This is a genomic window from Thioalkalivibrio sulfidiphilus, assembly GCF_000377945.1.
Classification (GTDB): domain Bacteria; phylum Pseudomonadota; class Gammaproteobacteria; order Ectothiorhodospirales; family Ectothiorhodospiraceae; genus Thioalkalivibrio_A; species Thioalkalivibrio_A sulfidiphilus_A.
This window is the reverse complement of sequence record NZ_KB898928.1, coordinates 62,025-77,435: the sequence shown is the minus strand read 5'-3', so window position 1 is coordinate 77,435 and position 15,411 is coordinate 62,025. Positions and strand designations below refer to the sequence as shown.

General features: G+C 66.0%; 13 protein-coding genes. 4 read left to right on the top strand and 9 right to left on the bottom strand.

What is annotated here, in order from left to right; genetic code table 11:
• Window positions 1-13 precede the first annotated feature (13 nt).
• Together D580_RS0104695 and D580_RS0104690 are read right to left on the bottom strand one after the other, a co-directional pair.
• The gene (locus D580_RS0104695) at window positions 14-2,311 is read right to left on the bottom strand and encodes an ABC transporter permease subunit (RefSeq protein WP_018953278.1); all 2,298 of its coding nucleotides are present in this window, start codon (window positions 2,309-2,311) and stop codon (window positions 14-16) included.
• Window positions 2,312-2,415: 104 nt separating this feature from the next.
• Window positions 2,416-3,387 (bottom strand): PstS family phosphate ABC transporter substrate-binding protein, encoded by a 972-nt coding sequence (locus D580_RS0104690; RefSeq protein ID WP_018953277.1) that lies wholly within the window; start codon window positions 3,385-3,387, stop codon window positions 2,416-2,418.
• Between the two features lie 305 nt (window positions 3,388-3,692).
• Between D580_RS0104690 and D580_RS0104685 the strand changes: the two genes are divergently transcribed.
• Window positions 3,693-4,115: an SRPBCC family protein gene (locus D580_RS0104685; RefSeq protein ID WP_018953276.1), complete on the top strand. Its 423-nt coding sequence runs from the start codon at window positions 3,693-3,695 to the stop codon at window positions 4,113-4,115.
• 91 nt (window positions 4,116-4,206) lie between these two features.
• On the opposite strand, the gene D580_RS0104680 is transcribed toward D580_RS0104685, so the two are convergent.
• Window positions 4,207-5,526, bottom strand: a complete 1,320-nt coding sequence (locus D580_RS0104680; protein ID WP_018953275.1) for a YhjD/YihY/BrkB family envelope integrity protein — start codon at window positions 5,524-5,526, stop codon at window positions 4,207-4,209.
• A complete protein-coding gene (locus D580_RS0104675) occupies window positions 5,523-5,783 on the bottom strand; it encodes a CBU_0592 family membrane protein (RefSeq protein ID WP_018953274.1) in 261 nt (86 codons plus the stop codon). The genes D580_RS0104680 and D580_RS0104675 overlap by 4 nt, the downstream gene beginning before the upstream one ends.
• A gap of 283 nt (window positions 5,784-6,066) precedes the next feature.
• On the opposite strand from D580_RS0104675, the gene D580_RS0104670 reads away from it, so the two are divergent.
• From D580_RS0104670 to D580_RS0104660, 3 genes are all read left to right on the top strand, one after another.
• On the top strand, window positions 6,067-7,182 hold the full coding sequence (locus D580_RS0104670; protein WP_018953273.1) for a TRAP transporter substrate-binding protein: 1,116 nt from the start codon (window positions 6,067-6,069) through the stop codon (window positions 7,180-7,182).
• 63 nt (window positions 7,183-7,245) lie between these two features.
• On the top strand, window positions 7,246-7,803 hold the full coding sequence (locus D580_RS0104665; protein WP_018953272.1) for a TRAP transporter small permease subunit: 558 nt from the start codon (window positions 7,246-7,248) through the stop codon (window positions 7,801-7,803).
• The gene (locus D580_RS0104660; RefSeq protein WP_018953271.1) at window positions 7,793-9,118 is read left to right on the top strand and encodes a TRAP transporter large permease; all 1,326 of its coding nucleotides are present in this window, start codon (window positions 7,793-7,795) and stop codon (window positions 9,116-9,118) included. The genes D580_RS0104665 and D580_RS0104660 overlap by 11 nt, the downstream gene beginning before the upstream one ends.
• A gap of 93 nt (window positions 9,119-9,211) precedes the next feature.
• Here D580_RS0104660 and D580_RS0104655 read toward each other — a convergent pair whose 3' ends face one another.
• The 5 genes from D580_RS0104655 to D580_RS0104635 form a co-directional block, all read right to left on the bottom strand.
• Window positions 9,212-9,970, bottom strand: a complete 759-nt coding sequence (locus D580_RS0104655; RefSeq protein WP_018953270.1) for a sulfite exporter TauE/SafE family protein — start codon at window positions 9,968-9,970, stop codon at window positions 9,212-9,214.
• A gap of 403 nt (window positions 9,971-10,373) precedes the next feature.
• Complete coding sequence (locus tag D580_RS0104650) at window positions 10,374-12,044, bottom strand: complex I subunit 5 family protein (protein ID WP_018953269.1); 1,671 nt, start codon at window positions 12,042-12,044, stop codon at window positions 10,374-10,376.
• Window positions 12,041-13,552: a complex I subunit 5 family protein gene (locus D580_RS0104645; RefSeq protein ID WP_018953268.1), complete on the bottom strand. Its 1,512-nt coding sequence runs from the start codon at window positions 13,550-13,552 to the stop codon at window positions 12,041-12,043. The genes D580_RS0104650 and D580_RS0104645 overlap by 4 nt, the downstream gene beginning before the upstream one ends.
• On the bottom strand, window positions 13,549-14,988 hold the full coding sequence (locus D580_RS0104640; protein WP_018953267.1) for a complex I subunit 5 family protein: 1,440 nt from the start codon (window positions 14,986-14,988) through the stop codon (window positions 13,549-13,551). The genes D580_RS0104645 and D580_RS0104640 overlap by 4 nt, the downstream gene beginning before the upstream one ends.
• Window positions 14,988-15,311, bottom strand: coding sequence for an NADH-quinone oxidoreductase subunit K (locus tag D580_RS0104635; protein ID WP_231363494.1), 324 nt, complete (start codon window positions 15,309-15,311; stop codon window positions 14,988-14,990). Before D580_RS0104635 ends, D580_RS0104640 begins: the two co-directional genes overlap by 1 nt.
• Window positions 15,312-15,411: the final 100 nt, after the last annotated feature.

Sequence of the window (15,411 nt, the reverse complement as noted above, 5' to 3'; positions counted from 1 at the left end):
ATCGGTTCCGGGATCACAGGGACGCATAGCGCTTGCGCAGGCGCTGGCGCACGATTTCCGCCGCTGTATTGAGTACGAAGGTGAGTATCAGCAGCACCAGCGCAGAGAGGAACAGGATGCGGAAGTGGGTGCCGCCCACCGAGGTCTCCGGCAGCTCCACGGCGATGTTGGCCGCCAGCGTGCGCATGCCCTCGAACAGGTTGAAGTTCACGATGGGGCTGTTGCCCGAGGCCATGAGCACGATCATGGTCTCACCCACCGCGCGGCCGAAACCGATCATCACCGCCGAGAAGATGCCGGGGCTCGCCGTGGGCAGCACCACGCCCACCACCGTCTGCCAGGAAGTGGCGCCCAGGGCCAGAGAGCCCTGGGTCAGGTGTTTGGGCACGTTGAACACCGCGTCCTCGGCGATGGAGAAGATGGTGGGGATCACGGCAAAGCCCATGGCCAGGCCCACGATCAGGGCATTACGCTGGTCGTAGGGGATGCCCACGTCGGTGAACCACTGGCGCATGGAGCCGCCGAAGAAGGCCACCTCGATCCAGGGACTGGTGGTGATGGCCACCCAGCCCAGTACCAGCACCACCGGCACCAGCAGCGCCGCCTCCCAGCCTGGGGGAATCATGTGCCGGATACTGGTGGGCAGGCGGGTCCAGCCGTAGCCGAACGCCAGCATGCCGAGCGGCAGCAGCACCAGCACGGAGACCAGGATGGGCAGGTTGTTCTCGATGAAAGGCGCCAGCCAGATCCCCGCCAGGAAGCCCAGGATCACGGTCGGCAGGGCCTCCATGAGCTCCAGAGAGGGCTTGACGATGCGGCGCATGGAACCGGCCATGAAATAGGCGGTGTAGATGGCGCCCATGATGGCCAGCGGGGTGCCGAGCAGCATGGCGAACAGCGCCGCCTTGAGGGTGCCCACGGTCAGCGGCACCAGGGAGAACTTGGACTCGAAGGCATCGTCGGCGCCGGAGGACTGCCAGATGAATTCCGGTTGTCCGCGCCCCTCGTACCAGACCCGGCCCCACAGCCCGCTCAGGGAGGCCTGGGGATGGGGGTTGTCCATGCGGATCACGCGCAGGGCCTCGGAGTCCTCGCCCTTGACCAGGGCCAGGCGGTTGATGGGCGAGACGGCGATGCGCGTGATGGGCTGTCCGGAGACCGGGATCTGCTTAAGGGTCACGCTGGAGGTGGCATAGTGCAGCCCCACGGTGCCGGTGGCATCGCCCACCAGGAAGCCCTTGCGGGTGTACTCGGGTTCGATATAGGTCACTGCGCCGGGATGCTGACGGAATCCGCGCACCCGGGTCAGGTGGGGCACGTTGGTTTCCTCGTCGCGCACCAGCATCCACTGGGAGACGCTGCCGTCGGAACCGCCCACGATCAGCGAACGCGACCCCACCAGGAAGTCCGCCGCGGTGACGGAAGCGCCATCAGCCACCAGTTGCACCCGCTCGATGATGCGCGGCCGGTTGGGGTCGACGATGTCGATGTTGTACAACATACCCTGGTCATCGACGGCGAACAGGTTGCGCAACGTCTCGTTGATGAGCAGCTGACGCACGGGCCGGGAGATGGCGGGCAGTTCATAGTCCTGGCGGCTGATCTGCACGTCGCCGGTGAGCATGTTCCTGCGGGCGCTGAACAGGGCCATGGCGATGCTGCCGTCCTGGTTGCCACCAGCCACCACGTAGCCGGTGCGCCCCTCCACCACGGTCAGGGCCGTGTAATCGCCCTGCACCCGGTCGCCGATGCGCATGGGCTCCTCACCGAGCGGGAAGGAGAGCCTGGGTGTCACCACGCGCACACCCTCGGGGAAGGTCTGGTCATATTCCAGCTTCAACGGGAGCACAGAGCCGTCCGAGAAGCCGTAGACGAACAGGCTGCGGCGGCTTTCCGAGCGCCCGAAGGCCGTGACCGTGGCATCCTCGGGGACATTGACCTGCTTGCGCATCAGGATGGAGCCGGTCTCGGGGGAGAAGAAGGTGATGCCGCCAGACGCGGAGAAACGCCCGCCGATTCCCTCGAAACGGTCCAAGGTCAGATGCACGGTGGGGGCGGGTTCCTCGTCACCGGGCACGGAAATCTCGTAAGCGACCTCCATGCTCACGGGCTTGAGCAGGGGGAAGGTCTCGTAGAACAAATAGAAGAAAATCAGGGCCAGGGCGAAGATCACCCCAAGGCCTGCCGCAGCCACGCCATAGCGGGATATGCCGTCGCGAATACCGCGGATCTTGCGCAGTCTCTCACGGCGCTCGGTGTTCGGCAGCAGGGATGCGCGCGGAGTATTCTCGTTGGGCAGGATCGCGGCCATGGTCTGGTTTCCGAAATTGCGTGTGTCTAGTAACTAGTCTGCTTCAGCAAGTGAAACGGGCCCTGCCGCCATCGGCGACAGAGCCCGTTGTCCTCAGACCTGGATCAGTTCAGGCCCTTCTCGGCGCGCAGGCGCTCGGCGACGCTGGCCGGGATGGTCACGTAACCATCGCGGTGCACCACTTCCTGGCCTTCCTTGGACAGGACCATGCGGAAGAACTCCTTCTCCAGCGGGTTCATGCCGCGGGTCGGGTTGGCGTTGGCATAGACCAGCAGGAAGCGGGCCAGCGGGTAGTCACCGGAGACGGCGTTCTCGCCGTTGGCCTCGGCGAACTTGCCACCGTGTTCCTTGGCCAGGGGCAGGACGCGCACGCCGGAGGTGCGGTAGCCGATACCGGAGTAGCCGATACCACCGATGGTCTGCTCCACGCCGCGCACCACGGCGGAGGAACCGGGCTGCTCGTTCACGGTCGCCTTGAAGTCACCGCCGCACAGGGCGTGCTCGCGGAAGAAGCCGTAGGTGCCGGACACGGCGTTGCGGCTGTACAGGGTGATGTCACGGTTGGCCCAGGCGCCGGTCAGACCCACCTGACCCCAGGTGCTGATGTCGCTGGCGTAGCCGCAGGAGCGGGTGGCGGAGAAGATGGCGTCCACCTGGGGAATGGACAGACCCTCGATCGGGTTGTCCTTGTTCACGTACACGGCGACCATGTCGATGGCCACCGGGATCTCGGTGGGGGCGTAGCCGTGGCGCTCTTCAAAGGCGCGGATCTCGGAGGCACGCATGGGGCGGCTCATGGGGCCGAAGTTGGAGGTGCCTTCGGTCAGGGCCGGGGGGGCGGTGCCGGAGCCGGCGCCCTGGACCTGGATGGCCACGTTCGGATAGAACTTGGCGAACTCTTCGGCCCACAGGGTCATCAGGTTGTTCAGGGTGTCGGAACCGACCGAGGTCAGGTTGCCGGAGATACCGGCGACACGCTGATAGCTGGGCAGGTTGGGATCGACGTCGGCCAGGGCCGCGCCGGAGGACAGCAGAGTGGCGGCGATGCCGGCGGTGAAGACTTTTTTCAGACTCATGAGCATTTCCCTCAACTGGGTGGTTGGCGATCTCGTCGGGAGCCGATGGACTGATTCCCGTCCGTCAGGTCATGTCGACGGGACGCAGTATGGGGAGCTCGGGTGTCAAGTTTATGAACGGATTGTGACAATCTTGTGACAGGGCTGGCGCCGGACGGGCAATTCAAGATTCAATATTCAAAATTCAAAGGAAAAGCCTATGCCCACCCCTGCCCCGCAGGCAACCAACTGGCTGTTTCCCCTTTGAATCTTGAATCTTGAATTTTGAATCTTGAATTTTCAATTTTGAATTGAGTGGTATCCCCTTGCCTGTCATCGAACATGAAGTCGAGATCGCCGCCGCCCCCGAGGCGGTGTTCGCGCTGATCAGCCGGGTGGAGGACTTCGCCCTGTACACCGACTCCGTGGAAGAGGTGATCCCCCTGGGAGAGGACCGCTACCGCTGGCAGGTGCGGGCCCTGGGCATGGCCATGAGCTTCGAGGTGGAGGTGACCGAATGCGTGCCCCACGAGCGCCTGGCCTGGCGCTCGGTCACCGGGGTGAGGAACCAGGGCAGCTACCGGCTCAGCGCCGTGGAGGGCGGTACCCGCATCACCCTGAGCCTGGAATACAGCCTGAAGAGCCGGCTCATGGAGAAGGCGGTCAACAAGGCCGCCACGCCCCTGGTGCGCAAGCTCAGCGAGGAGATTGTCAGGCGCGTTGAGACGCGCCTGAAGTCGGAAGTGTGAATAGGGAAGTACGAAGTCGCCGCGCCATTCCCCCACCGAATGAGGTTGATGGTGAGTCTGGAGCCCGTTCGCACTTCCCAATTCACACTTCTCACTTCTCCCGTCCCTCGATAAGCGTCGCCAGGGTCAATCCCTCCAGCCGCTCCCCCAGGGCCCGATCCAGCGCCTCCATGAGCGTGTCCACCGGTTCGTCCTCCCCCCGGGGTCCCGGCACGGTGCTGTCGGCGCCGCGCACGGCGTCCAGGCAGGCCTTGAGGGTGATCTGGCCGGTGTCCCGGCCGGGGACGAAACTGACCGGGTCCTGACCAGCGGTGACCAGCAGGCCCGCCTTGCGCAGGGCGTCGGTGACCCGCTCCACGGCCTCCACGGGCATGTCCAGTTCATGGGCCAGGTCGTCCAGAGGCGTGGGGCCCCTGCCCTCGTGAAAACGCGTGCCGATGGATTTCATCACCCGCAGGGCCAGGCGCTCCTTCAGGGCGCTGGACAGCTGCACCTGCCCGCGACGCACCAGCATGTACTCCGGATACTGGACGAAGAAGGCAACGTTGGCGCCGATCAGCAGGATCAGCCAGCTCAGGTACATCCAGATGAGCAGCATGATCATGATGGCGAAACTGGAGTAGATGGCCGCATAGCGGGTGGAGCCGGCCATCATGGCGGCGAAGATCCAGCCGGTGCTCTGCCAGAGCAGACCCGCCACCACGGCGCCCACCAGGGCGGGGAAAAGCTTCACCCGGGTGTTGGGCACAAACACATAGACGAACATGAAGGCGCCGATGATCAGCAGGTAGGGCACCATGCGCCCGGCCAGCTGCACCGCATCACCCAGCAGTTGCACCTCCATGGCCTGCTGCATCACCGAGGTGGCCATGATGGAGGCGGTGATCCCCAAGGCCGAGACCACCAGTACCGGACCCACCAGGATCACGCTCAGATAATTGCTGAAACGCTGGGCCAGGCTCCGGGTGCCATTGATGCGCCAGGTGTAGTTGAAGGCGCTCTCGATCTTCTGCACCAGCGCGATCACCGTATAGATAAGGAATATCAGGCCGATGAAGCCCAGCACGCCGACACGCATGTTATCCACAAATCCAATGACGTTTTCCGCCACCTCCACCCCCTGGGGACCCAGGGGCTCCAGGAGGCTGAGCAGCAGGGGCTCCAGCTGGTTGTGAGCCCCGAAGGCCTTGAGCACGGAAAACGACAGGGCCAGCAGGGGCACCATGGACAGCAGGGTGGTGTAGACCAGGCTCATGGCGCGCAGGGTGAGCTGTCCCTCGGTGACCTCCCGGCCGATGCCCCAGGCGATGCGCAGGGCACCGATCAGGGGTCGCTTCCAGCGCGGCAGGCTGCGCAGGTCCCGGTATTCCAGCACGGCCCGCACGCGAACCTGGATGTCATTGAGGGTCATGGGCCGGCCTCCGTGCGTTTGCGATAGAGGTGCATCAGGCCGATCAGGCTGATGCCGATCCAGAAGATCTGCAGGATCATGGTGGAGAGATTGAAGTCGAACACCAGGGACACGATGATCAGCGACGAGCCACACAGGTTGGACAGCAGGTAGGGCAGGTCATGGAAGCCCCAGCGCCCGATCTGCAGGCGGAAATAGGCGAACACCACCATGGCCACGCCGATGTTGCCGATCAGGTCCGTGACGCTGTAGTTCATGGGCCCTCCCCCGGTCTCCTGAATAACATCATCATCTCATCCCGGAAATCCCACACCATCATGGTGCAAATCCGTCACCCCGGAACACAGTGTGCCACAGCCTGCAAGGCCAGGGCGCCCGCGCCTGTGTCCTGTGGCAGCAGCGCCGCACGGCCTGCTAGACTCAATCCTTCGGCCGCGAATCGCGGCTGAGCGGAACCCGGAGCCTATTCCGGCGTCGAAAAACCGGCCCGCCGCCCGGCGGTCTGACAATAACTGACACAAAGTCGGAGGAATCGCCCACATGTCCATCAAGCGTCGTGATTTTCTGAAAGGCACCGCAGCGGCCGCCGGTGCCGCCATCGTCGGTGCCCCCGCCATCGTCAAGGCCCAGGAGCGCTTCAACTGGCGCATGACCACCACCTGGCCCGCCGGTCTGCCCTTCTTCCAGGCCGGCCCCGGCAGCGCCACCGACTTCGCCCGCCGGGTGGAGGAGATGTCCAACGGCCGCATCCGCATCCGCGTGTACTCCGCCGGCGAGCTGGTGCCCGCCTTCGAGGGCTTCGATGCCGCCTCCGCCGGCCGCCAGGTGCAGCTCAACCACGGCTGCGCCTACTACTGGGCCAACAAGTCCTTCGCCGCCCAGTACTTCACCACCGTGCCCTTCGGCATGACCTTCCAGGGCCACAACGCCTGGCTCAACGAGGGCGGCGGTTATGAGCTCTATGAAGAGGTGTACCGTCCCTTCAACCTGGTGCCCCTGGTGGTGGGCTGCACCGGCGTGCAGCCGGTGGGCTGGTTCCGCCGCCCGGTGGAGAGCCTGGCCGACTTCCGCGGCCTGAACATCCGCATGCCCGGCCTGGCCGGCGACATCTACCGGGCCATCGGCGCCAACCCCCGCCTGCTGCCCGGCGGTGAGCTGTTCGCCGCCCTGGAGCGCGGTGCCATCGACGCCGTGGAATGGGTGGGTCCCTACTCCGACCGCGAGCTGGGCCTGCACAACGCCGCCAAGAACTACTACTCCTCCGGCTGGCACGAACCCGCCACCAGCACCGAGGTGGTGGTCAACCGGGCCGCCTGGGACTCCCTGCCCAACGACCTCAAGGCCATCATGCGCAACTGCGCCGCGGCCTGTAACATCACCTCGCACACCACCCTGGAGGCCCGCAACGCGGATGCCCTGGACGACCTCATCAACAACCACGGCGTGAACTTCCGCCCGCTGCCCGATGACGTCATCAAGGCGCTGCTGGAGGCCACCAAGGACATCCTCAACGACAACGCCGCCAAGGACCCGCTGGTGCGCAAGGTCCACGAGAGCTACTTCAAGTTCAAGGCCAAGCACGACCGCTGGCAGGCCAACTCGGAGACCATGTTCCAGACCCAGATCCGCGACCTGGGCCGGGAAATCCTGAGCTGAGCCATTCCCTAAACCCTAGGCAACCGGGGCGGGCGTGAGCGCCCGCCCCGGTCGGGGAATTCCATGTTACGACTGTCACTGGGCCTTGAACGGGGCCTCAACTGGATTACGAGTTTCTCCGGCTGGATCTCGGGCATCGCCATGGTGCTGATGATCCTGCTCATCTTCTCCAACATGTTCGCCCGCTATGCCCTGGGCACGGGCGCCATGTGGCTGCAGGAACTGGAGTGGTACCTGCTGTCCCTGTCGGTGATGACCGGCATCTCCTACGCCATGCGCTACGACGAACATGTGCGGGTGGACATCTTCTCCCACAACTTCAGCCGTATCGGGAAACTGTGGCTCGACCTGCTCACCATGGTGCTGGTCGCCCTGCCCGTCTCCGCGCTGATGATCTTCTACGGCTGGGACTACATGATGGTCTCCTACACCCGCAGCGAGGGCTCGCCCAACCCCGGCGGCATGCCCTGGCTGTTCCTGCCCAAGATGATGATCCTCGTCGGCTTCGTGCTGATCATCGCCGAGGCCCTGCGCCAGGCCCTGCGCGCCGCGCGCAAGCTGGTGTTCCACTACCGCCGCCCGTCCCGCAACAACAAGGAGAATGCACGCCATGCCGCTTGAGTACATCGCCCTGATGATGGTGGTGGCCTTCTTCGTGCTGGTCCTGACCGGCATGCCGGTGGCCTTCGCCATCGCCGCGGTGGGCTTCGTGTTCGGCTTCATCGGTTTCGACGGCTGGCTGTTCGAGCTGCTGCCCGCACGCATCTTCGGCACCATCACCAACTACACACTGCTGGCCATCCCCCTGTTCGTGTTCATGGGGGTGATGCTGGACAAGACCCGGGTGGCGGAACGCATGCTGGACGTGATCGGTCACGCCGCCGGCGGCCTGCCCGGCGGCATGGCCCTGGCGGTGATCCTGGTGGGCGTGCTGATGGGCGCGGCCACGGGCATCGTGGGCGCGGCCATCGTCACCCTCACCCTGATGGCGCTGCCCACCCTGCTGCGTCGCGGCTACAAGAAGTCCGTGGCCTGCGGCACCATCTGTGCCTCGGGAACGCTCGGCCAGATCATCCCGCCCAGCCTGGTGCTGCTGGTGCTGGCGGACACCATGAACCTGTCCGTGGGCAGCCTGTTCGCCGCCGCCCTGATCCCCGGCCTGATGCTCGCCGGCCTGTACGTGGTCTACCTGCTGGCCCTGGCGTGGTGGAACGCCGCCGACGTGCCCGCCATCGACGCCGAGGAGCGGGCCCAGGTGAGCAAGCTGCAGTTGCTGAAGGACCTGGTCACCTCGGTGCTGCCGCCGCTCGCCCTCGTGCTGGCGGTGCTCGGCTCCATCATCGGCGGCATCGCCGCCCCCACCGAGGCCGCCGCTGTCGGCGCCGTGGGCGCGGTGGTGGTGGCCGCCCTGATGGGCCGCCTGGAACGCAAGACCTTCATCGAGGCGGTGATGGTCTCGGTGCGCATCACCGCCATGGTGTTCTTCGTGCTGATCGCCTCCCAGGTGTTCGCCCTGGCCTTCCGCGGCCTGGATGGCGAATTCCTCATCGAGGCCATGGTGGACTTCGTGCCCGGCGGCCCCATGGGCACCCTGCTGTTCATGATGCTGCTGATCTTCCTGCTGGGTTTCTTCCTGGAGTGGATCCAGATCACCTTCATCGTGGTGCCCCTGTTCCTGCCCTTCCTGGCCGGGGTGCCGGAGTTCTCCATGGTGTGGATCGCGATCCTGATCGCCATGAACCTGCAGACCTCCTTCCTCACGCCCCCCTTCGGCTGGTCGCTGATCTTCATGAAGGGGGTCGCGCCGAAAGGCATCACCACCGCCCACATCTACAAGGGCGCCGTGCCCTTCGTGATCATCCAGCTGGTGGCCCTGGGCCTGATCATCCTGTTCCCGGCCATCACCCTGTGGCTGCCGGAGGCGATTGGCTGGTAAGTTGAAGGCAATTCAAGATTCAACATTCAAAATTCAAAGGGGGAGTCCGCAATTTCCCTTTGAATTTTGAATTTTGAATTTTGAATTCGCCCCTCAAATATCCAGGAAGAACAGCACCGTGGTGACAGCCCCCACCACCACGATACCGTTGCGCAGCAGTTGCGGCGGGATGGCCCGGCCGATCCAGGCGCCGGCGATGCCGCCCAGGGTGGCGGCGATGGCCATGGGCACGGTCTCGGGCCAGGAGATCACCCCGCCGGCGGCGTAGATCAGCACCGCGATCAGGGTCAGCACCGCCGAGAGCAGGTTCTTCAGGCCGTTGGCCACGTTCAGATCCTTCACCCCCAGCAGGCGGAACATGGCCAGCATGACGATGCCCATGCCGCCGTTGAAATACCCGCCGTAGCCGCATACACCCACGATCCCCAGCTTGCCCCAGAAACCACCCCTGCCTGCCGAGGCCCGGCGCGACAGCAGGGCGTGGATGCGCGGACCGAAGGCGAACAGCAGGGTGGCGAACAACAGCAGCCAGGGCACGATCACCCGGAAGGCCTCGTTGGAGGTGAACAGCAGCAGGGTCGCGCCCAGCGCCCCGCCCAGGGTGCCCAGCACCACCACCGCCGTCACCGACAGGCCGATACCCGGGGAACGGATCAGGTCCCGGTAGCTCCAGGCGCTGGCGAGATACCCCGGCAACAGCGCCGCCGTGCCCGTGGCATTGGCCGCCACCGGCGGCACGCCCGTGAACACCAGGGCCGGCAGGGTCAGAAAACTGCCGCCGCCCGCCAGCGCGTTGATGGCACCGGCCACCAGGGCGGCGAGGGAGATGACCAGGATATTGAGCGGATCCATAAAGACAGTGGCAAGTGGCAAGTGGCAAGTGGCAAGTGGCAAGTGGCAAGTGGCAAGTGGCAAGTGGCAAGGATAACCGCTTGTGACCACTTCGGGGCGGTGCGTTGTTGAACGTCGCTCGTAGCTTGGGGTGAGGAACGAACCCCAATATGCCGAATCTATGCCGCCATGTTGGACATCGCTGCGCTCAGTCCAACCTACATCAGGGTGATTTATTAGCCACAGAGGACACAGAGAAAAAACTCATTTCTCTCGCGAAGACGCAAAGTCGTGAAGTAAACAAAAGATCTTTCAAAAAAGTTCTCTTTGCGGCTTCGCATCTTTGCGAGAGACCCATGTTTTGCCGTTTGGTTTTTTCTCTGCGTCCTCTGTGCCCTCTGTGGCTAAACGTCTTCAACCACCCTCAAACCCAGAGACTCACGAACACCCCCACCAGCAGCGCCATGAAGACGATGCCCACGGTCTCCCAGCGACCCAGGCCCGCCTCCAGACGCGCCGCGCCATGACGGGTGCGGCGCCAGGCCAGGCGCAGGCGGGCGCGGGCGGGGCCGTCACCGGCGGTCTGCCAGAGGCGGGGCGCGGACCGGACGGTGCGTGCCAGCCAGCGTGCAAGGCCTTCCACCGGCAACAGCACATCCCCCTCCGGCACCTGCGGCACCCGCAGGCCACGCCAGGCAAGCAGACCCGCCAGGGACAGCACGACACCCAGTATCAGGGGCCAGATCAGGGACCAGGCCGAACCCGCCTCCCCGGCCCAGACCCAGGGCAGGACCAGGGCCGCGAATGACAACACCAGCCAGGGCACCCACATCTGCCAGGGCAAAGCGCCCGGCCTGGCTGCGCCCTTGATCCACAGACACCACAGGAAACGGGCCATGAGCAGGGTGGTGCCCACGGCGGCCAGGGTCAGCAGGGTTTCCACCGTACCTACCCAGGCCGGGAGCGCCTCGTAGAGGGGGGACTTGAGCGACTGCTTGGCCAGGGCCCCGCTGGTCCAGGGCAGTCCGGCCAGGGCCAGCGCGGGCACCGCCAGCACCGCCAGGACCCAGGGCGCACGCCTGCGCTCCACGATGCCGACACCGAGGAACAGCGCGCCCTTGGCGAGCCCGTGGTGCAGGGCATAGAGCACCACCGCCGCCAGCAGCAGGTCGCCGAGATCGGGCAACAGGAAGATCAGGCCCACGCCGCAGATCATGAGCCCCATCTGGCTGATGCTGGAGTAGGCCAGGATGGTCTTGGGGCGGCTTTGCAGCACACCCACCAGCGCGGCGAGGAAGGCGCCCGCAAGCCCCAGCGTCACCAGCAGCCAGCCCAGGGCCTCCCAACCGGGTCCCTCCAGCTGCAACAGGCGCAGCCAGCCCAGCAGACCCGCCTTGATCATGGCCCCGGAGAGCACCGCGCTGGCCGGTGTGGGCGCGGCTGGGTGGGCCAGGGGCAGCCACACGTGCAGGGGAATCAGGCCCGCCTTGATGCCGAAGCCGATCAGCAGCAGGGCGGCCGTGACCGGTTGCAGGGGCGTGGCCGCCATCAGGCTGAAGTGGTAGCCGCCCGCGGCGGAAACATGCAGCACCAGGCCCGCGAACAGCAGCAGCTCGCCGACCACCGCCATGATCAGGTAGATGCGTCCGGCGCGATAGACCGCGTCTCCCCCGGCATGCACCACCAGCCCGTAGGAGGACAGACTCATCAGGGCGAAGAACAGGTAAAAGCCCACAGCATCGGCGGCCAGCACCAGGCCCAGGTTGCCGGCCATGGCCAGCAGGAAGAACAGGTGGTATCGGGCCGTATGGTCCTGGCCGCGCAGGTAGCCCAGACCATAGAGCCCGGCCGCGCCCCAGAGCAGGGTGGTCAACAGCAGGAACACCCGCCCGGTGGCATCCAGCTGCAGGTCCATGCCCATGATCAGCCAGGGGTAGCTGGCGTGGCTGCCATCCGGCAGGAACAGGACCACGGCGAGCCCGGGCAGCACCGCGAGCGGCGTCAGCCATTGCAGCCGGGTCATCCCCCGCCACGGCACCAGCGCGGCCAGCAGCAGGGGCAGCAGGGGCACGGCGAGCAGCAGCGCGGCGGTCACAGGCCACCCCCCGTGGGCGCGTACTCACGCTCGACGATCAGGCTCACCCAGTCCAGGGGACTGTAGGGCATGCCCGCCAGCACCCCGGCCGCCACGGCGACGGCGGCCACGAACAGGGTCGGACCCAGCAACATCCAGTGGGTCTCGAAGCGATGATGTTTCATGTGCTCGTCGTGCCAGGGTTCCTCGCGCCGACCGAACCAGCCGCGGATCACCGGCGGCAGGAAGTAGGCGGCGTTGAGCAGGCTGCTCACCACCAGGGCCGCGAGCACCCAGTGCTGCTCCATCTGCAGGGCACCGAGCCCCAGGTACCACTTGCTGATGAACCCGGCGAGCGGCGGCGCGCCGATCATGCCCAGGGCGCCGAGGGTGAAGGCCAGCATGGTGAGCGGCATGCGCCGCCCCACCCCCTTCAGCTCACTGACCTTGTGGATGTGCAGGGTCTCGGCGAAGTTGCCGGCGCAGAAGAACAGGGTGATCTTCATCAGCCCCTGGTGCACCAGGTGCACCAGGCCGCCCACCGCCCCGAGAGGACCGGCGAGCGCCACCCCCAGCACGATGTAGGAGACCTGGCTGACGGTGGAAAACGCCAGCCGGCGCTTGATGTCATCGGCGAACAGCGCGCGCACGGAGCCGTAGACGATGGTGATCACCGCAGCCGCCATGAGCGGCAGATCCAGCCCCAGCTCCAGGACCAGGGTGAGACCGTAGACATCATCCACCACGCGCACGATGCCGAAGGCGCCGGCCTTGACCACCGCCACCGCGTGCAGCAGCGCGCTCACCGGCGCCGGCGCCACCATGGCCCGGGGCAGCCAGCTGTGCAGTGGCACCAGCGCCGCCTTCACCCCGAAGCCCGCCACCAGCATGGCGAAGATGAGCTTCAGCTGGGTCGGGAATTCCTGCTCAAGACCCATGAGATAGCCACCGGGTTTGAAATCCCCGGAGCCGGCCAGCAGCGCCAGCCAGACCATGGCCGCCAGCAACAGCGCACCACCGGCCAGGGTGTAGGCAAGATACAACCGCCCGGCGCGCAGGGACTGGGCCGTGCCCCGGTGCACCACCAGGGGCCAGGTGGCCAGCGTCAGGATCTCGTAGAAGATCAGGAAGGTGATGAGGTTGCCCGAGAAGGCGATGCCCACCGTGGCGCTGACGCACAGGCTGAAAAAGCCGAAGAAGCGGCTGTGGTTGGGAGAGCCCTCCAGGTATCCCACCGCGTAGATGGTGGTCACGAACCAGAGCAGCGTGGAGAGGGTGGCGAACAGCAGCGACAGGGAATCCGCCGCGAGCACCAGTTCCACGCCGGGCAGCAACACCGCCCGCAGTTCATAGACATCACCCCGCTGCACCCCCAGCAGCAGGTATCCGACCAGGATCAGCTTCAGGCCCGCGCCACCCAGGTTGAGCGCCGTGCGCAGGCCATGGCTCTCCTCGCGCAGGAAGAAGATCAGCAGCCCCGGCACCAGGGAGCTCATCAGGATGAAGATCAGCAGCCAGGACGCGTTCATGTCCGGCCTCCATGCAGCGCCAGGAGCTCAAGGCTGGCAGCACCGGCAAAACCCAGGGCCACGGACACCAGGGCCAGCACCAGGGTCGACCAGACCATCACGGCAGGCACCGGGCGGTGATCCGGGTTTACCGAACCGCGCCCGAAGGCATGGCCCAGCACCCGGAAGACGTAGCCCCCGGCCAGCAGCCCGCCGGCCAGCACCAGCGACGCCCAGCCCCAGGCATGCCCCTGCAGCGCCACATCCACCAGCAGCCACTTGGCGATGAAGCCGCCGGTGAGCGGCAGTCCCACCAGGCTCGCACCGGCGATGCCGAAGGCAAACACGGTCACCGGTTCCTTGCGCATCACGGCGCCCAGTTGCGCCAGCCGGTCGTGGCCGGCGGCCTTCTGCAGGCTGCCAGCGGCCAGGAACACCGTGGCCTTGGCGCAGGCGTGGGCCAGGGCGAAGAACACCACCGCCTGCCAGGCACCGGGCGTGACCGCCATGAGCGGAAACACCAGGAACAGGTAACCCAGTTGCGCCACGGTGGAATAGGCCACCACCTGCTTGAGCCGCGCCGCGCGCAGGGCCAGCAGCGAACCCCACAACAGGGCACCGGCCCCCAGCGCCCCCATGAACAGCTCAAAGCCCGGCACGGTAAGCACGGGGAACACGTCCAGCCACAGGCGCAGGATGAGATAGAAGGAGGCCTTCACCACCAGCGCCGAGAGCACCGCGCTGACCGGCGCCGGCGCACTGCCGTGGGCCGGCGGCAGCCAGACGTGCAGGGGAAACAGGGCCGTCTTCATGAGCAGCCCCACGGTCATGAGCACGGCCGCCAGACGCGAGACCTTGTCCGGTTCCATGGCCGCGCCCAGGGCCGCCAGGTCCAGGACCCCGTAGCCGCCATAGAGCAGCGCCACGCCCATCAGATAGGCCAGCGAGCCCAGCAGGCTCACCAGCAGGTAGCGCATGGCCGCTCCCAGGGCCGCCGCGCCCCCCGAGAGCGCGGTGAGCGCCACCGCCGCGAGACCCACCAGCTCCAGGGTCACGTAGATGTTGAACACGTCCCCGGAGAGAAACAGGGCGTTCATGGACGCCCAGAGCCACAGCCACAGGGCCCAGAACTTGCCGCGCGTCTGCGAGCTGCGTAGATAGCCCAGTGCGTAAATGCTCACCGCGAGCCCGACCACGGCGGTCATGGCGAGCATCAGCGCGGCGAGCCCGTCCAGGGAAAGCGCAATGCCGAGGGGCACATCCCAGCCGCCGAGACCCGCGCGCACCGGTCCCTCGTGCCACACACCCATCACCGCGCCGGCCACGGCCAGCGCGGTGAGCAGGCCGAACACCAGACCCAGCACAGGTCCCAGCCGGGGCAGCAGCCCGGCCAGGAGCGCGCCCACCAGCGGCACGGCCACCGCCCAGGCGGCCCAGTCGAGTCCCGTGGCGAACATCACGCTGGATCGTCCCCGTTGCGCTCAGGCAGGTAGGCCCGCCCGGTGACCGCCTTCACCCGCAGGATCAGGGCCAGGGCGAAGGCCGTGGCACTGACCGCCACCACGATGCCGGTGAGTACCAGGGCATGGGGCACGGCATCCGGCTCCGCCCCGCCCCGGGCCGCCAGTGCCAGCAGCACCATGAACACCCCGGAACCCATGACGTTCAGGGCCAGCACCTTGAGGACCAGGTGACGGCGCACCACCAGGGCGTGGAGGCCCAAGGCGAACAGGGCGGCGCCGCCGATGAGGTAGAGAGGGATCAATTGCGAAGTAAGAATTTGGAAGTGGGAAGAAAGGTCCACAACCCCGAAACCGCAGGGTCATGAATTTGCTTTCGTGAAGTCATCTCAGTTCGCAAACCGTTATTCACTTCGCACC